Origin of the sequence: Citrobacter telavivensis (genome assembly GCF_041807075.1) — a bacterium.
Classification (GTDB): domain Bacteria; phylum Pseudomonadota; class Gammaproteobacteria; order Enterobacterales; family Enterobacteriaceae; genus Citrobacter_A; species Citrobacter_A telavivensis.
The window spans coordinates 442,877-461,546 of sequence record NZ_JBGUBF010000003.1; the positions used below are offsets into that span (position 1 = coordinate 442,877).

The 18,670-nt window shown below is 54.8% G+C and carries 20 protein-coding genes; 15 read left to right on the forward strand and 5 right to left on the reverse strand.

Annotation, left to right across the window (positions count from 1 at the left end; translation table 11 throughout):
• Positions 1-117: 117 nt before the first annotated feature.
• The 12 genes from ACERJC_RS16725 (at position 118) to trpS (ending at position 10,109) form a co-directional block, all read left to right on the forward strand.
• Entirely contained in the window at positions 118-897 is a 780-nt protein-coding gene (locus ACERJC_RS16725) for a DNA utilization protein HofM (protein WP_371896269.1), read from the forward strand.
• Complete coding sequence (locus tag ACERJC_RS16730) at positions 897-1,436, forward strand: PilN domain-containing protein (RefSeq protein WP_373672102.1); 540 nt, start codon at positions 897-899, stop codon at positions 1,434-1,436. The genes ACERJC_RS16725 and ACERJC_RS16730 overlap by 1 nt, the downstream gene beginning before the upstream one ends.
• The gene (locus ACERJC_RS16735) at positions 1,420-1,878 is read left to right on the forward strand and encodes a HofO family protein (RefSeq protein WP_373672103.1); all 459 of its coding nucleotides are present in this window, start codon (positions 1,420-1,422) and stop codon (positions 1,876-1,878) included. The genes ACERJC_RS16730 and ACERJC_RS16735 overlap by 17 nt, the downstream gene beginning before the upstream one ends.
• On the forward strand, positions 1,868-2,272 hold the full coding sequence (locus ACERJC_RS16740; RefSeq protein ID WP_373672104.1) for a HofP DNA utilization family protein: 405 nt from the start codon (positions 1,868-1,870) through the stop codon (positions 2,270-2,272). Before ACERJC_RS16735 ends, ACERJC_RS16740 begins: the two co-directional genes overlap by 11 nt.
• Positions 2,184-3,422, forward strand: coding sequence for a DNA uptake porin HofQ (hofQ, locus tag ACERJC_RS16745; RefSeq protein ID WP_373672105.1), 1,239 nt, complete (start codon positions 2,184-2,186; stop codon positions 3,420-3,422). The genes ACERJC_RS16740 and hofQ overlap by 89 nt, the downstream gene beginning before the upstream one ends.
• A gap of 306 nt (positions 3,423-3,728) precedes the next feature.
• Positions 3,729-4,250, forward strand: coding sequence for a shikimate kinase AroK (gene aroK, locus ACERJC_RS16750; protein ID WP_042322869.1), 522 nt, complete (start codon positions 3,729-3,731; stop codon positions 4,248-4,250).
• Between the two features lie 58 nt (positions 4,251-4,308).
• The gene (aroB, locus tag ACERJC_RS16755; protein WP_152400259.1) at positions 4,309-5,397 is read left to right on the forward strand and encodes a 3-dehydroquinate synthase; all 1,089 of its coding nucleotides are present in this window, start codon (positions 4,309-4,311) and stop codon (positions 5,395-5,397) included.
• A 97-nt stretch (positions 5,398-5,494) separates the two neighbouring features.
• Positions 5,495-6,763, forward strand: a complete 1,269-nt coding sequence (gene damX / locus ACERJC_RS16760; RefSeq protein WP_373672106.1) for a cell division protein DamX — start codon at positions 5,495-5,497, stop codon at positions 6,761-6,763.
• A 66-nt stretch (positions 6,764-6,829) separates the two neighbouring features.
• On the forward strand, positions 6,830-7,666 hold the full coding sequence (dam, locus tag ACERJC_RS16765; protein ID WP_152400255.1) for an adenine-specific DNA-methyltransferase: 837 nt from the start codon (positions 6,830-6,832) through the stop codon (positions 7,664-7,666).
• A 17-nt stretch (positions 7,667-7,683) separates the two neighbouring features.
• Positions 7,684-8,361: a ribulose-phosphate 3-epimerase gene (rpe, locus tag ACERJC_RS16770; RefSeq protein ID WP_373672107.1), complete on the forward strand. Its 678-nt coding sequence runs from the start codon at positions 7,684-7,686 to the stop codon at positions 8,359-8,361.
• Positions 8,354-9,112, forward strand: a complete 759-nt coding sequence (gph, locus tag ACERJC_RS16775; protein WP_152400251.1) for a phosphoglycolate phosphatase — start codon at positions 8,354-8,356, stop codon at positions 9,110-9,112. The genes rpe and gph overlap by 8 nt, the downstream gene beginning before the upstream one ends.
• Positions 9,105-10,109, forward strand: a complete 1,005-nt coding sequence (trpS, locus tag ACERJC_RS16780; protein WP_042322857.1) for a tryptophan--tRNA ligase — start codon at positions 9,105-9,107, stop codon at positions 10,107-10,109. Before gph ends, trpS begins: the two co-directional genes overlap by 8 nt.
• A 68-nt stretch (positions 10,110-10,177) precedes the next feature.
• On the opposite strand, the gene cysG is transcribed toward trpS, so the two are convergent.
• From cysG to tsgA, 5 genes are all read right to left on the reverse strand, one after another.
• Positions 10,178-11,551 (reverse strand): siroheme synthase CysG, encoded by a 1,374-nt coding sequence (gene cysG / locus ACERJC_RS16785; protein ID WP_152400249.1) that lies wholly within the window; start codon positions 11,549-11,551, stop codon positions 10,178-10,180.
• An 11-nt stretch (positions 11,552-11,562) separates the two neighbouring features.
• Entirely contained in the window at positions 11,563-12,372 is an 810-nt protein-coding gene (gene nirC, locus ACERJC_RS16790; protein WP_373672108.1) for a nitrite transporter NirC, read from the reverse strand.
• A gap of 174 nt (positions 12,373-12,546) precedes the next feature.
• Complete coding sequence (nirD, locus tag ACERJC_RS16795; RefSeq protein WP_152400245.1) at positions 12,547-12,876, reverse strand: nitrite reductase small subunit NirD; 330 nt, start codon at positions 12,874-12,876, stop codon at positions 12,547-12,549.
• A complete protein-coding gene (gene nirB, locus ACERJC_RS16800) occupies positions 12,873-15,416 on the reverse strand; it encodes an NADPH-nitrite reductase large subunit (protein ID WP_373672109.1) in 2,544 nt (847 codons plus the stop codon). Before nirB ends, nirD begins: the two co-directional genes overlap by 4 nt.
• Positions 15,417-15,769: 353 nt before the next feature.
• On the reverse strand, positions 15,770-16,951 hold the full coding sequence (gene tsgA, locus ACERJC_RS16805) for an MFS transporter TsgA (protein WP_178826625.1): 1,182 nt from the start codon (positions 16,949-16,951) through the stop codon (positions 15,770-15,772).
• A gap of 266 nt (positions 16,952-17,217) precedes the next feature.
• Here tsgA and ppiA point away from each other — a divergent pair, with 266 nt between their 5' ends.
• The 3 genes from ppiA (at position 17,218) to ACERJC_RS16820 (ending at position 18,658) form a co-directional block, all read left to right on the forward strand.
• Positions 17,218-17,790 carry a peptidylprolyl isomerase A gene (ppiA, locus tag ACERJC_RS16810; protein ID WP_042322832.1) on the forward strand — a complete coding sequence of 191 codons (573 nt, stop codon included), beginning with the start codon at positions 17,218-17,220 and terminating at the stop codon, positions 17,788-17,790.
• A 108-nt stretch (positions 17,791-17,898) separates the two neighbouring features.
• Positions 17,899-18,066 carry a FicA/YhfG family antitoxin gene (ficA, locus tag ACERJC_RS16815; protein ID WP_373672110.1) on the forward strand — a complete coding sequence of 56 codons (168 nt, stop codon included), beginning with the start codon at positions 17,899-17,901 and terminating at the stop codon, positions 18,064-18,066.
• Positions 18,056-18,658 carry a putative adenosine monophosphate-protein transferase Fic gene (locus tag ACERJC_RS16820; RefSeq protein ID WP_373672111.1) on the forward strand — a complete coding sequence of 201 codons (603 nt, stop codon included), beginning with the start codon at positions 18,056-18,058 and terminating at the stop codon, positions 18,656-18,658. The genes ficA and ACERJC_RS16820 overlap by 11 nt, the downstream gene beginning before the upstream one ends.
• Positions 18,659-18,670 lie beyond the last annotated feature (12 nt).

Below are 18,670 nucleotides of genomic sequence, written 5' to 3' on the forward strand. Positions count from 1 at the left end.
AGATTTCCCATTTAGTTTCATTTGGGCAGTTTATAAACAACCGCGCGGTAGTATAAAGGCAAGCCAGACGCATTGATATACCCGCGAGAGCGACGGGTGATAAGGAGATCATCAGCAATGGCTTTCAGATTCTGGCAAGTCGGCCTGCACATTCAGCCACATGAAGCCCTGGCGGTTGCCGTCGTTCGCGGCGCGTCGGGCTGGTATCTACAGCGCTGGTGGCGTCTGCCGCTGGCGCAACACACGATCAACGACGGACATTTTCACGACGCCGAACAGCTTGTGGCGGTGTTACAACCGTGGAGTCGCGAACTGCCGCAGCGCCATCATATTCACCTCTCTTTTCCCGCAGGTCGGACGCGGCAAAAGCGTTTTCCCCGTCCGTCAATGTCACTTCGCGAGCGCGAACAAACCGCCTGGCTGACAGGGTCGATGGCGCGTGAACTGGATATGGAATCGGCTGCACTGCGATTTGATTATAGTGAGGATGCGCTCGTCCCGGCCTATACGGTCACCGCCGCTCAGGACAAAGAGATTTCAGGCTTGTTGACGCTGGCGAAAACGCTCGGCGTGAATGTCACCGCGATCACGCCGGATGCTTGCGCATTGCAGCGTCTGCTGCCTTTTCTTTCCCCGGAACAGTCCTGCCTGGCATGGCGTGATGACACGCAGTGGTTGTGGGCGACGCGCGACGCCTGGGGACGAAAATCGCTGACAGAAATAACCCATATTTGCGACCTGGCCGCTGCGCTTTCCCTCCAGCCCGAAGAGGTGGCGCTCTGCGCAAAAGAGGGATTTGACCCCTGGCAGGCGGTTTCAATCCGTCAACCTCCCGTGCCCGTGGAAGGTCATGCTTTCGCCGTCGCGCTGGGGCTGGCGTTAGGGGGAATGCGCTGATGCCATCCCCTGTCAATTTTTTGCCCTGGCGACAACAGCGGCGTAGTGCCTGTCTGCGTTTGTGGTGTGGGCTGTTCAGTGCATCAGCAGCGATTGTGCTGGCGTTAATGCTGAGCGGATACGCCGTTCGCAGCATGAGTGGGCGAGTGAATGTGGTCTTACTGCGGGCGGAGCAGCAGCTTGCAGCGGCTCTGGCGACAGTGAAACCCCGACTGGAGGCGCGTCAACGTCAGGCACAGCAGGCCATTCAACGAGACAGATTGCGGGAGCAGACCCGTCGCTGGCAGTCGGCGCTGGAAAACCTTGCGTTGAGCATACCCGCGCAGGCCTGGCTGACCAACATGGACTACCAGCAAAGCACGCTGACGCTCAGCGGAAAAGCACTGACCTTTTCTGCGCTCAGCGCGCTGGAAACCGCTCTGCGCGACTCGCCGTTGTTTGAGATAAACCACACCGGCGCCACCCAGCGTGATGCGCAGGGATACTGGCAGTTTCAGTACCGGCTGAAATGGAGAGAAGCGCATGATCGTCCTCTTTGACGTCTGGTGTGCCTTTTCTCCTCGCATCCGCGTTGTCTGCTGGGCAAGTTGGGTGGCTGTGCTAAGTGCGCTCGCGACGTTTTTTCTGCTCTTCCCGGGAAGGGGGGACGATGATGCGCTTAACCTGCAACGGGCGGCGAACCACCAGATAAAGCCAACGTTGTACCACCTCTCCGGCGCACTGACAGAGTCGCAGGTTTCATCGACATTGCAAACGTCGCCATTTTCACCCCTCTCGCTTCAGGTGCCGAATGTGCAGTTGCTGCACTGGCAGCCGTCGGCGCAAGGGGGGGAACTTGCGGTGAAGGCTCCGTGGGAGGCGGTGGTGTCATTATTTGGTTATCTGGCGACGCGAGGGATCTCCGTGAGTGGATTCTCGCTGAAGGCAGAAAACGACGAACGGGTGCTGACGCTCACTCTGGAGTCTTTTCATGAAGGGTAGAGACGGGCTGCTGGTGGCCTTTTCATTGCTAATGCTGACCGGCATGCGCGATCCGTTCCGCCAACCAGACGATCGTTGTCATGGGGCAGAGCTGGCCCAATGGCGGTATCAGGGGATGGTGAGCCGGGGTGAGCGTAACATTGGCCTGCTGCAGGACGGGCTGCACCGCTGGCGGCGTGTCGAACCCCATGAAGTTCTGGATAACGGCTGGACAATCGTGCAACTCACCGCTCTGACGCTAACCGTGAGTACTGGTAAAGAGTGTGACCCGCCACAGTGGCAGTGGCAAAGACAAGGAGAGGTTAATGAAGCAATGGATACTGGTGCTATTGGTAGCCGCCATGCAGCCGGTTCTGGCCGGAAAAACTCAGAACGTGACGCTGGTGGTGGATGACGTTCCCGTCACGCAGGTACTTCAGGCGCTGGCTGAACAGGAACGGAAAAATCTTGTGGTATCGCCGGATGTCAGCGGCGTGGTGTCGCTGCATCTGACGGACGTCCCGTGGAAACTGGCGCTCCAGACGGTGGTGAAGAGCGCCGGACTGGTGTTACGTCAGGAAGGACCAATTTTGCATGTGCATTCTGAAAGCTGGCAGAGCGAAGAAGCGGTGCGGCAGGAGGCGGAGATGGCGAGACGCCAGGCGAGTTTACCGCTGGAGAATCGGCACATCGCCCTGCATTACGCCGATGCCACTGAACTGGCGAAAGCGGGAGGAAAACTGCTGAGTGCCAAAGGCAGTCTCACGGTGGATACGCGCACCAACCGACTGCTGGTCAGGGACAACCCGCCGACGCTGGCACTGGTGGAACAGTGGGTGGCGCAAATGGATCTGCCAATAGAACAGGTCGAGCTGGCGGCGCATATCGTGACCATTAATGAAAAAAGCCTGCGTGAGCTGGGGGTGAAATGGACGCTGGCAGAAGCCACGAAGGCTGGAGCCGTGGGACAAGTGACGACGATAGCCAGCGATCTCTCTGTCGCAAATGCTACCACTCGCATCGGATTTAATATTGGTCGTATTAATGGTCGGCTGCTGGATCTGGAACTGTCCGCGCTGGAGCAACAGCAGCAGCTCGATATTATCGCCAGTCCGCGTCTGTTGGCTTCCCATCTACAGCCTGCCAGCATCAAACAGGGGAGTGAGATCCCCTATCAGGTTTCCAGCGGCGAAAGCGGCGCAACGTCGGTTGAATTTAAAGAGGCCGTTCTCGGGATGGAAGTCACCCCTACGGTCTTACCGAAGGGGCGGATCCGCCTGAAGTTGCGCATCAGCCAGAATATGCCGGGGCAGGTGCTGCAACAGGCTGACGGTGAAGTGCTGGCTATCGATAAGCAGGAAATTGAAACGCAGGTCGAGGTGAAAAGCGGAGAGACGCTGGCGCTGGGCGGCATTTTTTCAAACAAGAATAAAACCGGTAAAGACAGTATTCCGTTGCTGGGTGACATTCCCTGGTTTGGACAACTCTTTCGTCATGACGGGAAAGAAAATGAACGTCGCGAGCTGGTGGTATTTATTACGCCCAGATTGGTCTCGACAGAATGATTTATGCATGAAACACCGTTGTTTTTGCACTTAACTCGTTTCAGGGATTTGACGTACGCAGCTATTTAGCATACAAGGAGTACCGATTTGAGAGTCGGTACTTCTCATCGCCGTCCGGCAATGCCGACTCGGATTGCCTACAATCTGGTTTGATGATTTATTCAGTTGCCAAACCTGCTTGAGTATTGAGATAATTTTCAGTCTGACTCTCGCAATATCTTATGAGGTTTCAGTTCATGTCCTGCTGCGCTCAGTGTCTGCGACGCGGGTTTATCATTAACGAATAGTCTTAGTAGTACCGAAAAAATGGCAGAGAAACGCAATATCTTTCTGGTTGGGCCTATGGGTGCCGGAAAAAGCACTATTGGGCGCCAGTTAGCTCAACAACTCAATATGGAATTTTACGATTCTGATCAAGAGATTGAGAAACGAACCGGAGCTGATGTGGGCTGGGTCTTCGACGTAGAAGGTGAAGACGGCTTCCGCGATCGTGAAGAGAAAGTCATCAACGAATTGACGGAAAAACAGGGTATTGTGCTGGCTACCGGCGGTGGCTCTGTAAAATCGCGTGAAACCCGTAATCGTCTTTCCGCACGTGGCGTCGTGGTTTATCTCGAAACGACCATCGAAAAACAACTTGCGCGTACGCAGCGCGATAAAAAACGTCCGCTGTTGCAGGTTGAAGCGCCGCCTCGTGAAGTTCTGGAAGCGTTGGCCGACGAACGCAATCCGCTGTATGAAGAGATTGCCGACGTAACCATTCGTACCGATGATCAGAGCGCCAAAGTCGTTGCAAACCAGATTATTCATATGCTGGAAAGCAACTGATTCTGGCTTAATACACACTCGGTAAGCGGGTATAAGTCATTAAGGTGGATGTCGCGTCATGGAGAGGATTACCGTCACTCTCGGGGAACGTAGTTACCCTATCACCATCGCGGCTGGTTTGTTTAACGAACCAGCTTCATTCTTACCGCTGAAATCGGGCGATCAGGTTATGTTGGTCACCAACGAAACCCTGGCTCCCCTTTATCTTGATAAGATTCGCAGCGTACTTGAACAAGCGGGGGTGAACGTTGATAGCGTCATCCTGCCTGACGGCGAGCAGTACAAGAGCCTGACGGTGCTGGATACGGTATTCACCGCCTTACTGCAAAAACCGCACGGTCGTGATACGACGCTGGTCGCACTTGGCGGCGGTGTCATTGGCGACCTGACCGGTTTTGCCGCGGCCAGCTATCAGCGCGGTGTTCGCTTCATCCAGGTCCCGACGACGCTTCTGTCGCAGGTCGACTCCTCCGTTGGCGGTAAAACCGCTGTAAACCATCCCCTCGGCAAAAACATGATTGGCGCGTTTTATCAGCCGGCCTCCGTGGTGGTGGATCTCGACTGTCTGAAAACGCTGCCTGCTCGCGAACTGGCGTCCGGTCTGGCGGAAGTGATCAAGTACGGCATTATTCTTGATGGCGAATTCTTTAGCTGGCTGGAAGAGAATCTGGATGCGCTATTGCGTCTGGACGGACCGGCAATGGCCTGGTGTATTCGTCGTTGTTGTGAGCTGAAAGCCGAAGTTGTCGCCGCAGACGAGCGCGAAACCGGCTTACGTGCTTTACTGAATCTTGGGCATACATACGGTCATGCCATTGAAGCTGAAATGGGTTATGGCAATTGGTTACATGGTGAGGCGGTCGCAGCAGGTATGGTAATGGCTGCGCGCACGTCGGAACGTCTGGGGCAGTTTGCGCCAGAAGATACGCAGCGCATCATCACGTTACTCAACCGTGCCGGTTTGCCGGTTCACGGACCACGCGAGATGTCCGCGCAGGCTTATCTGCCGCATATGTTGCGTGATAAAAAAGTGTTAGCGGGAGAAATGCGCTTAGTCCTTCCGCTGGCAATAGGGAAAAGTGAAGTACGCGGCGGTGTGTCGCACGAAGTCGTTCTTAACGCTATTGCTGATTGCCAGCAGGCGTAACAACAAGAAAGGTCGGACTGATACGGCTCACGTATCGGCCATTTAGATTCAGGTTAGTTGCAACGTCGTAAGCATTAGCCTTTGAGTGGGGTGTTAAATGGATGAATTCAAACCAGAAGACGAGCTGAAACCCGATCCCAGCGATCGTCGTACTGGTCGTTCTCGTCAATCTTCAGAACGCGGTGAACCGCAGATCAACTTTGATGATGTTGATCTGGATGCTGACGATCGCCGTCCTGCACGCGGGCGTAAAGAACGCCTTGATGAGCAAGAGAGGGAAGAAGATTACGATTCCGATGATGAAGCGTTCGTGGATGAAGAGCGCGTAGAGCGTCGTCCACGTAAGCGTAAAAAAGCCGCCGGTAAACCTGCTTCCCGTCAGTACATGATGATGGGCGTGGGCGTGCTGGTTCTGCTGCTGTTGATCATCGGTATTGGCTCCGCGCTGAAAGCGCCTTCCACCCCGTCTTCAAACGCACAAACGGCGTCTGGCGAGAAGAGTATCGATCTCTCCGGCAATGCCGCTGACCAGGCAAACGGTGCCCAACCGGCTCCGGGAAGTACCTCCGCTGAACAGACTGCGGGCAATACGCCGCAGGATGTTTCTCTGCCGCCAATTTCCTCCACGCCGACGCAGGGACAAGCGCCTGCGACCGCAGAAGGCCAGCAGCGTGTAGAAGTGCAGGGCGATCTGAATAATGCGCTGACGCAACCGCAGGGTCAGGAACAGGTGAATAATGTGGTGGTGAACTCCACACTGCCTACTGAACCGGCGACCGTTGCGCCAGTGCGTAATGGTAATGCGTCGAGCCAGACGGCTGCGGCACCTGGCAGCGAGCGCCCGGCCACCACGCGTCCGGAACGTAAGCAGGTTGTGATTGAGCCGAAGAAACCGCAGACAACCGCGAAAGCGACGCCAGCGGAATCGAAGCCGACGACCCAGCCTAAACGAGCGGAACCCGTAGCGCCTGCTGCCACCGCAGCACCGAAAGCGACGGCCAACGCCGCACCGGCACAGACGGCAGCGCCTGTACAGACCGCGCCAGCGGCAACAAGTAGCGCGGCGGGAGGCAAAAGCGCCGGTAACGTCGGATCGCTGAAGTCAGCACCGTCCAGCCATTACACCCTACAGCTCAGCAGCTCTTCTAACTACGACAACCTGAACGGTTGGGCGAAGAAAGAGAATCTGAAAAACTATGTGGTGTATCAGACGACGCGTAACGGTCAACCGTGGTATGTTCTGGTGTCTGGCGTGTACGCCTCGAAAGAAGATGCCAAACGCGCGGTTTCCACGCTGCCAGCCGATGTGCAGGCAAAAAATCCGTGGGCCAAACCGTTGCATCAGGTACAGGCCGATCTGAAATAATGTTAAAGCGCAGGATGCTGTCGGAGCTTTCTCCACAGCCGGAGAAGGTGTAATTAGTTAGTCAGCATGAAAAAAAATCGCGCTTTTCTGAAGTGGGCAGGGGGGAAATACCCTCTGCTTGATGACATCAAACGGCATTTACCTCAGGGTGAATGCCTGGTCGAACCCTTTGTGGGTGCAGGGTCGGTGTTTCTTAACACCGACTTTTCTCGTTATATTCTTGCCGACATCAACAGTGACCTCATCAGTCTCTATAAGATCGTGAAGACCCGTACCGACGAGTACGTGCAGGCTTCCCGTGAGCTGTTTAGCCCAGAGACCAATCAGGCTGAGGTTTACTACCAGTTCCGTGAAGAGTTCAACGCCAGTCAGGATCTTTTCCGTCGTGCGGTCTTGTTCCTGTATTTGAACCGATATGGATACAACGGTCTGTGTCGGTATAATCTGCGCGGCGAGTTTAACGTGCCGTTTGGACGTTACAAAAAGCCTTACTTCCCGGAAGCTGAGTTGTATCACTTTGCGGAAAAAGCGCAGAATGCGGAGTTCCATTGCCTCTCATATGATGAGTGTATGGATCGTGCGGATTCAAACTCGGTTGTCTATTGCGATCCGCCCTACGCCCCGCTGTCAGCGACGGCGAATTTCACCGCGTATCATACCAACAGCTTCAGCCCGAAAGAGCAGGCCCATTTGGCGAAGATGGCCGAAAAGCTGGTCAGTAAGCGGATCCCAGTGTTAATTTCGAACCATGACACCCCGGATACGCGCGAGTGGTACAAAGCGGCGGAACATTTTCAGGTCAAAGTGCGGCGCAGTATAAGCAGCAACGGCGGCACACGTAAAAAGGTGGACGAACTGCTGGCTCTGTACAAACCAGGAGTCGTTTCACCCGCGAATAAATAATTCTCAAGGAGAAGCGGATGAAACAGTATTTGATTGCCCCCTCAATCCTGTCGGCTGATTTTGCTCGCCTGGGTGAGGACACCGCGAAAGCACTGGCTGCCGGTGGCGACGTCGTGCATTTTGACGTCATGGACAACCACTATGTACCGAATCTGACCATGGGGCCGATGGTCCTGAAATCCCTGCGTAAATACGGTATTACGGCGCCCATCGATGTGCATCTGATGGTGAAACCGGTCGATCGAATCATCCCGGATTTCGCCGCCGCAGGCGCCAGCATCATCACCTTTCACCCGGAAGCCTCCGAACACGTTGACCGCTCGCTGCAACTGATTAAAGAGCACGGCTGTAAAGCCGGGCTGGTTTTTAATCCGGCGACGCCGTTGAGCTATCTGGACTACGTGATGGACAAGCTGGATGTGATCCTGTTGATGTCCGTCAACCCGGGCTTTGGCGGTCAGTCCTTCATTGCGCAAACGCTGGACAAACTGCGCGAGGTCCGTCGTCGCATTGACGCGTCGGGTCACGACATTCGCCTCGAAGTGGATGGCGGCGTGAAAGCGAGCAACATCGGTGAAATCGCCGCAGCCGGGGCTGACATGTTTGTCGCCGGTTCCGCTGTCTTCGATCAGCCAGACTACAAAAAAGTCATTGATGACATGCGCAGCGAACTGGCAAAGGTAAGTCATGGATAAATTGCAGGATATTCGGGGCGTCGCCTTCGACCTCGACGGTACGCTGGTGGATAGCGCGCCGGGATTGAGCGCCGCAGTGGACATGGCGCTGTATGCGCTTGAGCTGCCGGTTGCCGGTGAAGAGCGCGTCATTACCTGGATTGGTAACGGTGCTGATGTATTGATGGAGCGTGCGTTAACCTGGTCTCGTCAGGAACGCGCGACATTGCGTAAGACGATGGGCAAACCGCCGGTCGATGATGATATTCCCGCCGAGGAGCAGGTCCGTATTCTGCGTAAGCTGTTTGACCGCTACTACGGGGATGTTGCTGAAGAGGGGACGTTCCTGTTCCCTGATGTCGCCGATACGCTGGGTGCGCTGCATGCCAAAGGGCTGCCGCTCGGTCTGGTGACTAACAAGCCGACGCCGTTTGTTGCACCATTGCTCGATGCGCTGGATATTGGCAAATATTTCAGCGTGGTCATCGGCGGTGACGACGTCCAGAACAAAAAACCTCATCCGGATCCACTGCTGTTGGTGGCAAGTAAGCTCGGCATTGCGCCAGAGCAATTGCTCTTCGTTGGGGATTCGCGTAATGATATTCAGGCGGCAAAAGCCGCTGGCTGCCCGTCCGTAGGCCTCACCTATGGCTACAACTACGGCGAACCGATCGCGCTGAGCCAGCCAGACATCATGTACGACCGCATTAGTGAATTACTGCCCGCTCTCGGGCTTCCGCATAGCGAAAATCAGGAATCGAAAAATGACTAAGCCCATCGTTTTTAGTGGCGCACAGCCCTCAGGTGAATTGACCATTGGCAACTACATGGGTGCACTGCGTCAGTGGGTGAACATGCAGGATGACTACCATTGCATCTATTGCATCGTTGACCAGCATGCCATCACCGTTCGTCAGGATGCCCAGCAACTGCGTAAAGCGACGCTGGATACGCTGGCGCTCTATCTTGCGTGCGGTATCGATCCTGAAAAAAGCACCATTTTCGTTCAGTCCCACGTGCCTGAACATGCGCAACTGAGCTGGGCGCTGAACTGCTACACCTACTTTGGCGAACTGAGCCGTATGACCCAGTTCAAAGATAAGTCAGCGCGTTATGCCGAGAACATCAACGCCGGTCTGTTTGACTATCCGGTACTGATGGCGGCAGATATCCTGCTGTATCAGACCAACCTGGTGCCGGTGGGTGAAGACCAGAAACAGCATCTGGAACTGAGCCGCGATATCGCCCAGCGTTTCAACGCGCTGTATGGTGAGATCTTCAAAGTTCCTGAACCGTTTATTCCTAAGTCAGGTGCCCGCGTGATGTCTCTGCTGGAGCCGACGAAAAAGATGTCCAAGTCGGACGATAACCGCAACAACGTGATTGGCCTGCTGGAAGATCCGAAATCGGTGGTTAAAAAACTTAAACGCGCCATGACTGACTCGGAAGAGCCGCCGGTTGTGCGTTATGACGTTAAAGAGAAACCCGGCGTGTCTAACCTGCTGGATATTCTCTCTGCCGTGACCGGCAAGAGCATTCCTGAGCTGGAACAGAGCTTCGAAGGCAAAATGTACGGTCATCTGAAAGGCGAAGTCGCCGATGCGGTTTCCGGCATGCTGACCGAGCTGCAGGAGCGTTATCATCGTTTCCGCAACGACGAAGCCTTCCTGCAGCAGGTGATGAAAGACGGCGCGGAAAAAGCCAGCGCGCGCGCATCAGCTACGCTGAAAGCGGTCTACGAAGCGATTGGTTTTGTCGCTAAGCCGTAACGGCTGCGAAAAATAAAAAAGCCGGGAAAATTTTTCCCGGCTTTTTTGTCCGTCATATCGGTTGCTGATTAATGGTTTGAATACCAGTTCAGCTTATCGCGCAGCCCGACCACCCGGCCAACAATGATCAGCGCCGGACTTGCCACCTTCGTTGCCAGTTCACCCAGTTGCGACAGTTCGCCGTTCACAACCCGCTGTTTCACCGAGGTGCCGTTCTCAACCAGTGCAACCGGCATATCGGCCTGCATACCAAATTCGATCAGTTTTTGCTGGATAGTGGCGGCCTGATTCAGCCCCATGTAGAACACCAGCGTCTGTTTCTCTGCCGCCAGGTTTTCCCAGTCCAGTTCGCCGCCGGTTTTCAGGTGTCCGGTAACCAGACGAACGCTCTGGGCGTAGTCCCGGTGGGTCAGCGGAATACCGGAGTAGGCGGAACAACCGGAAGCTGCCGTAATCCCCGGTACCACGGAGAATGGAATACCAGCGTGACACAGCGTTTCCAGCTCTTCACCACCACGACCAAAGATAAAGGGATCACCGCCTTTCAGACGAACGACGCGTTTGCCCTGTTGTGCTTCCCGCAGCAGAATTTGGTTAATTTCTTCCTGTGGAACACAGTGATAGCCCGCGCGTTTACCCACAAATACGCGGTCGGCGTCGCGACGCACAAGGTTCATGATATCGTCAGAAACCAGGCGGTCATAGACCACCACATCGGCCTGCTGGATCTGCTGCAGCCCTTTCAGCGTCAGAAGACCGGCATCACCAGGACCCGCGCCCACCAGCACGACTTCACCGCGATGATCCAACGGCTCGCGGAGCATCTGCTCAGTGGTTTCTTCCACCGCTTTGTGGTCGGCATTCGCCAGCGACTGCGCCAGTCTGTCGTTAACAAACAGCTTTTCCCAGAAGCGGCGACGTTCGCCCATCGTGGCAAACTGTTTTTTCACCCGGGAACGAAGTTGCCCGGCGAACTGCGCGACCTGGCCCAAATGTTGAGGTAATACGGATTCCAGCTTTTCACGCAGCAGACGGGCCAACACCGGTGAGGTGCCGCCGGAGGAGACCGCTACCATCAGCGGCGAGCGGTCGATAATCGATGGCATGATGAAACTGGCAGCCTTTGGCGCATCCACGACGTTACAGAAGATGCGACGGGATTGTGCGGCATCGCTGACGCGCTGATTCACCGCGTCATCATCGGTCGCGGCAATCGCCAGCCAGCACGGGTCGAGAAGGGTTTCATCAAACGGCCCTTCCACCAGCGTTAACATGTTTTCATTTGCCCATACGGTGAACTGCGGAATAAATGTCAGCGCATTAACCGTTAAACGAGCGCCCGCTTCCAGCAGTAACCGTGCTTTGCGTTCTGCGACATCACCACCGCCGACAATAAGACAGTCACGGTCACGTAGTTGACAAAATATAGGCAAATGATCCACGACATTACCCCTTAATTATTGGCAGCAGCCTCAGTTTGGTTGATTTTTGCCGGAGCAGGTCGCTCCGATTTCGGCGTAGCATACCAATAACCTAATCCCATGAACACGACACCGGACAAAGTATTGCCGAGTGTTACCCACAACAGATTATGACCAATCCCCGCCAGGGTATAGGCTTCGCTGTGGTGACCGAACCAGGAGAGGGCAAACAGCGTCATGTTGGCAACCGAGTGTTCATAGCCGGACGCGATAAACGCCAGCAGACACCACCAGATAGCGATAAATTTCGCGGCGCCTTCGGTACGGATTGCCATCCAGATTGCCAGACAAACCAGCCAGTTACACAGTGCGCCTTTGAAGAAAAGTACGGTTGCCGGTGCCGCGGTTTTCGCCAGCGCGACCGAATGTACGATGCTGGTATCGACCGGCAGCAGGCTGCCGCCGCCCCAACTGTACAGCAGCGCGACGAACACGGAGCCGACCAGGTTACCCAACCAGGTCTGCGGCAAAATTGCCCACATTTGCCCCTGGCTGATGGTGCCCGCTTTGACGCCAAGCGTCAGGAACATCGTGTGACCGGTAAACAGTTCGGAACCGGCAATAATCACCAGCGTTAAGGCGATCCCAAAAGTTGCGCCCATCACCAGCGGACGCACGGACGGGTCGAGTAAATTTCCAAGGGTGAAAATCAGGATGATACCCAGGCCAACGTAAGCGCCAGCCATCGCTGAGCTGACCCAAAAGCCGAGCGGATTATTTGCCGACAGGCGTGCGATGCGCGCAGCGTTAGCCGCACATTTGTTAATCGTATCTGTGAACATGATTATCCTTGAAATGAAAAAATAAAAACGTAACCGTAGGCCGGATAAGGCATTTATGCCGCCATCCGGCAATGCGCTTTTGCAATTTGCCGGATGGCGCTACGCTTATCAGTCCTGTGAAAAAAAGGTCTACCCATTACGTCAAAAAAGGGAGGCGTTGCGCCTCCCTATAATTCATTCGCTGCGCAACTGCACAATGCCGTCTTTCACCCGCGCCTCGTAGCACGCCACGGAATGACTTTCATCCTCCATGCACAGGCCGTCGCTCAGGCGGAAGCGCTGTTTTTTCAACGGGCTGGCGACCCACAATTCACCCTGATGTTCCGCAATCAGCCCACGGGACAGTACGCTGGACTCAAAGAACGGGTCGATGTTGCTGATCGCAAACACCTGGTCGCTGTGATACGGACGAAAGATGGCGACCTGTTCCTCACCTAACAACGCGCAGACGCCGGTTGCTGGCAGGATGTCATCAATGTGGCAGATGTTTGTCCACTGGCTCATGCGTTTTCCTCCACCAGAGTAACCGGAATGCGTTCGTACGGTGTGGCCGGACGATGCTGTTCACGTTCAGGTACCACCTGGACGTTCGGATCGCGTTTATCACTGTTGATGAAGTGTCTGAAACGCGTCTGGGCAGACGGCGTGTTGACGGTTTCCGTCCACTCACAGACCACGGCTTCGCGCAGACGGGCCATCTCTTCTTCCAGATGGGCGTTCAGACCCAGCTTGTCGTCGATGATGACGGATCTCAGATACTCGATACCACCTTCCAGATTGTCTAACCACGGCGCGGTACGGGTCAGTTTGTCCGCCGTACGGATGTAGAACATCATGAAACGGTCGAGATATTTGAGCAGGGTTTCACTGTCGATATCCGCCGCCAGCAGATCGGCATGACGAGGTTTCATCCCGCCGTTACCGCAGACGTACAGGTTCCAGCCTTTTTCGGTCGCGATAATCCCCACGTCTTTCCCCTGCGCTTCCGCACATTCACGGGTACAGCCGGAGACGCCGAACTTCATTTTGTGTGGGGTACGAATACCTTTGTAGCGGTTTTCCAGCTCAACGCCGAAGCCCACGCTGTCGCCTACGCCGTAACGGCACCAGGTGCTGCCCACGCAGGTTTTTGCCATTCGCAGCGCTTTGGCATAGGCATGACCGGTTTCAAAACCCGCTTCAATCAGTTGACGCCAGATTTCCGGCAGATCGTCTTTCTGCGCGCCGAACAGGCCGATACGTTGAGAACCGGTGATTTTGGTGTACAGGTTAAATTCACGGGCGATACGACCCACGGCGACCAGGCCTTCCGGGGTGATTTCACCACCGGCAGAGCGCGGGATGACGGAGTAGGTCCCGTCTTTCTGGATATTTGCCAGGAAGTTGTCGTTGGTATCCTGTAGCGGCGTGTGCTGCGGTTTCAGGATGTACTCATTCCAGCAGGAGGCCAGCAGAGAACCTACGGTCGGTTTACACACTTCGCAGCCGTAACCTTTACCGTGTTTCGCCAGCAGTTCCTCGAAGGTTTTGATGCCTTCCACGCGAATCAGGTGAAACAGTTCCTGACGTGAGTACGCAAAGTGCTCACACAGGTTGTTATTCACTTCAATACCCTGTTTCGCCAGTTCGGCGTTCAGCACCTGGGTGACCAGCGGGATACAGCCGCCGCAGCCGGTACCGGCTTTGGTTTCGGCCTTCAGCGCGGCAACGGTGTGGCAACCTTTGTTGATGGCGGCGACCAGCATGCCCTTGGTGACGTCGAAACAGGAGCAAATCTGCGCGCTGTCCGGTAGTTTATCCACGCCGATGGACGGTTTACCGCTGCCGGCATGGGCGGGCAGGATCAGCGAGTCCGGGTTTTCCGGCAGTTCGATGGCGTTCAGCACCAGTTGCAGTAGGTTGCCGTAATCGCTGGTATCCCCTACCAGTACAGCGCCAAGCAGCGTTTTGTTATCAGAGCTTACGATAAGGCGTTTGTAGACCTCTTTGCTTTCGTCGAGGTAAACGTAGCTACGGGCACCCGGCGTGCGGCCATGCGCGTCGCCAATACCGCCGACATCAACGCCCAGCAGTTTCAGCTTAGCGCTCAGATCCGCGCCTTCGAAGGCGTTTTCGTTTTCGAGGATATGGTCAACGGCGACCTGCGCCATTTTGTAGCCCGGTGCGACCAGACCGTACACCCGATTATTCCAGCTGGCACATTCACCGATAGCGTAGATATCCGGGTCGGACGTCTGGCAGGCATCGTTGATCACGATCCCGCCGCGTGGTGCGACCTCAAGACCACACTGCGTCGCCAGCTTGTCGCGTGGGCGAATGCCGGTGGAGAAGACGATGAAATCCACTTCCAGCTCGCTACCGTCGGCAAAACGCATGGTTTTACGCGCTTCGGTGCCTTCCTGAACGATCTCCTGGGTGTTTTTGCTGGTGTGCACACGCACGCCCATGCTTTCAATCTTGCGACGCAGCTGTTCGCCGCCCATATGGTCAAGCTGTTCAGCCATCAACATCGGGGCGAATTCAATCACGTGCGTTTCCACACCGAGGTTTTTCAGCGCGCCTGCCGCTTCCAGACCTAACAGACCACCGCCGACGACTGCACCGCGACGGCTTCGACGGGCACAAGATTCAATCGCGTTGAGGTCTTCAATGGTGCGATAAACAAAGCAGTCCTGGGTTTCGGAACCTTTAATCGGCGGGATCCACGGATAGGAACCGGTCGCCATGACGAGCTTGTCGTAGTAAACCGTACGACCTGCGCTGGAGTGAATAACCTTTTCCTGGCGATTGATGGTAATTGCGCGTTCGCCGACCAGCACGTTAACGCCGTGCTTCTCGTAAAATCCTTCGCGGACCAGAGACAGTTCTTCGGCGGTGTGATGTGAGAAGTAGGATGAAAGGTGCACACGGTCGTATGCCTTGCGGGGTTCTTCGCAGAAAACAGTAATATCGAACAGGCTGGCATCGGATTTATCAAGAAGGTCCTCAATAAAGCGATGGCCGACCATACCATTACCGATAATAGCGAGTCTGACTTTGCTCATTTTTGCCTCGATTTCTTTTCTATTACTGCTTACCTTAACGATTCAGCAACCCCACTTATTGATGCAAATCAAATTCACCTTTATATACTCCTTAAGGGGTATATTGCTGATTTGTCAGCATTTTCTTAAGTTGTGGAAATATCAGACTTTTCGCGATTGTATGAATAGCATACAAATTGAGGGGTTTTTAGCGTGGGAGGACTACCACTAGAGATTGGGTGGCCTACGCCGTTCGGGGAAGGGGAGACAAACGATAAAATGCCGGATGGCGGCTGCGCCTAATCCGGCCGGCAAAAACGATCGCCCTGCGTAGGCCGGATAAGACGCAACGCGTTGTTATCCGGCTAATCACATTACTGTGCTGCTGGTGTCCCATGCTGGCGATGACGAGTGACAAAGCCGAGGATGAAGCACATAACGAAGACAATGGCGTACAGGCCATTCGCGGTAAGCAGGGCAGCCTGAGGGCCGCTGTGCGCCACGATAGGACCGGTGACGACAAACGTCAGCATGGTGCCGATGGTGCCGCAGGTCAGTACGAAGTTAACCAGTTTTGGCGAAGCCACTTTGGTCTGCTGCGAACCCAGGGTGATGATGGTGGTATAGATGGCGCTCGAGAAGAAGCCCAGTGCCAGAATACACCACGGCATATGCTCAGGCGTACCGGTGATGAACAGGTACATCAGCACGGTAGCCAGGGCGGCCAGCACCGTCAGAATGCGCTGCAAATCGAAAAAACGCAGAATGAAGCTGAAGGCCCACATCCCGAACATGTACGACATCCAGAAATTGCTGACCAGTGTGCCGGCGTCGTTCAGACTCATTCCCAGCCCTTTTGCGTACTCAGGTACCCAGGAGATGAAGCCCAACTGGCCCAGGATGTAACACAGCGCCGCAATGGACAGGAACAGGACGCCGATGCCCCATTTTTCTTTCACTGCCGGCGTGTCGCTCTGTGGCGCGTGTTTGCCCAGCGGCGGGAATTCGCAGCCAAAGGTCAGAAGGAAAATAACGACATAGACCAGTCCGATACAGGCGTACACCCAATACCATTCGATGCTGCGCGCCAGCAGGAACGCGGCAACCATTGGGAAGATCATCCCAGCCATGCTGAAAAAGGAGTCGGTAAACAGCAGACGAGAGCCGCGCTGACGGCCTTCATACATCTGTGTAATCAGGAACGTACCAATCGACATCGTGATCCCGCTGACCAGCCCCAGTACAAACATCGCGGCGGAGAACAGGGCCAGGCTATGGCTGAACATCAGTCCTGCTACGGCCAGCACCATCAGGATGAAGCCGAAACGCAGCTGCGTTTTCAACGGGATGATTTCCATCAGCCAGGCATTGAGGAAAATGGAGATCAAAATACCGGCGTTCAGGAAGGTGAAAGTGTTACTCATACTGGAAACCGGCAGATGGAAATACTCTGCGATGTTTCCCATCACCATCCCGGTGACAATCACCAACGCACCGGTGAGGGCGTAGGAGAGAAAGCTAATCCATGTGAGCTTGATACGATTGCTGTTAGTCATGACTGGCCTGTAAATGGAAGTAAAGCGCGTTGACAGCGCTGTGGGCGGGCAGATTTTAGGCGTTTTAGTGATGTATTTAAATGTTTATTGGCAACTTCTGGCTGTGTTGCAATTTTTAGTGTGACGAATATCACAATTCTTGACCGACCCATCAAAGTTACAGATGTTTCTGGTACGTAAAATTAGGTAAAGGGATGGCCTTGTCCCTGAAGGCTCTTTAGAATCGAACCACTGGCTTTTGTTACCGCTCTCCTAAAGGAAATCTCATGCTCAAATCGACCCTGGCGGCTGTTGCAGCTGTTTTCGCCCTTTCTGCTCTCTCTCCCGCGGCGTTGGCAGCAAAAGGGGATCCGCACGTTTTGCTGACAACCTCTGCAGGTAATATTGAACTGGAACTGAATAGCCAAAAAGCGCCTGTTTCAGTGCAAAACTTTGTCGATTATGTGAACAACGGTTTCTATAACAACACCACGTTTCACCGCGTGATTCCGGGCTTCATGGTCCAGGGCGGTGGCTTCACTGAACAGATGCAGCAGAAGAAACCCAATCCTCCGATTAAAAACGAAGCCGACAACGGCCTGCGCAACACGCGCGGCACCATCGCGATGGCGCGTACTGCCGATAAAGACAGCGCGACCAGCCAGTTCTTTATCAACGTAGCCGATAACGCCTTCCTCGATCACGGCCAGCGTGACTTCGGTTATGCCGTATTTGGTAAAGTTGTGAAAGGGATGGACGTGGCTGATAAGATCTCCCAGGTTCCGACCCATGATGTCGGCCCTTACCAGAATGTGCCGTCAAAACCGGTTGTTATCCTGTCCGCAAAAGTTCTGCCGTAATCCTTTCCTGCGCGGGCATTGCTGGCCCGCGTCGTTTCATCCTCCCTGCGTAACTGCGTTTTGCTGCTTATACTTGTGGCAAACACGGATCAATCAGGGAGGCGTAAAGTGAAAAAACTCACCGACAGGCAAAAATCCCGGCTCTGGGAACAGCAGCGAAACGTGAATTTTCAGGCCAGTCGCCGTTTTGAGGGCGTCGAACATCCGCTAATCACGCTTAGCGCCGCAGAGGCGCTGACGCGTCTGGAAGAACTCCGGAGGCACTATGAGCGCTAAAATTGGCGACGACCGCGATCCGTATCTCTACCCCGGACTGAACGTGATGCGTAACCGTCTGGGGATCCACCAGGTCGAACGTCTGGAACAGGCCGCTTACGAACTCACCGCGCTACGTGCGGCGACCATCGAACTGGGACCGGCGAAGCGCGGGTTACCTCACCTGTGTGCGATTCATCGTCAGCTTTACCAGGACGTTTTCGACTGGGCAGGCCACCTGCGTGAAGTGGATATCTATCAGGGAGATACCCGTTTCTGCCACTTCGCCTACATCGAAAAAGAGGGCAATGCCTTGATGCAGGATCTGGAAGAAGAGGGCTACCTGATAGGACTGCCGGAAGAGAAATTCGTCAATCGTCTTGCGCATTATTACTGTGAGATCAATGTGCTGCATCCATTTCGTCTTGGCAGCGGCATGGCGCAGCGGATTTTCTTCGAACAACTGGCTATTCATGCCGGTTATCTTCTTCACTGGGGGGATGTTTCGGTGGCGGAGTGGAATCGGGCGAATCAGGAAGGGGCGATGGGCGACCTTAGTGCTTTACAGGCGATATTTCGTAAAGGGGTAAGCGAAGCCGAGGAAACTGAGTAGAATAGCGCGGTT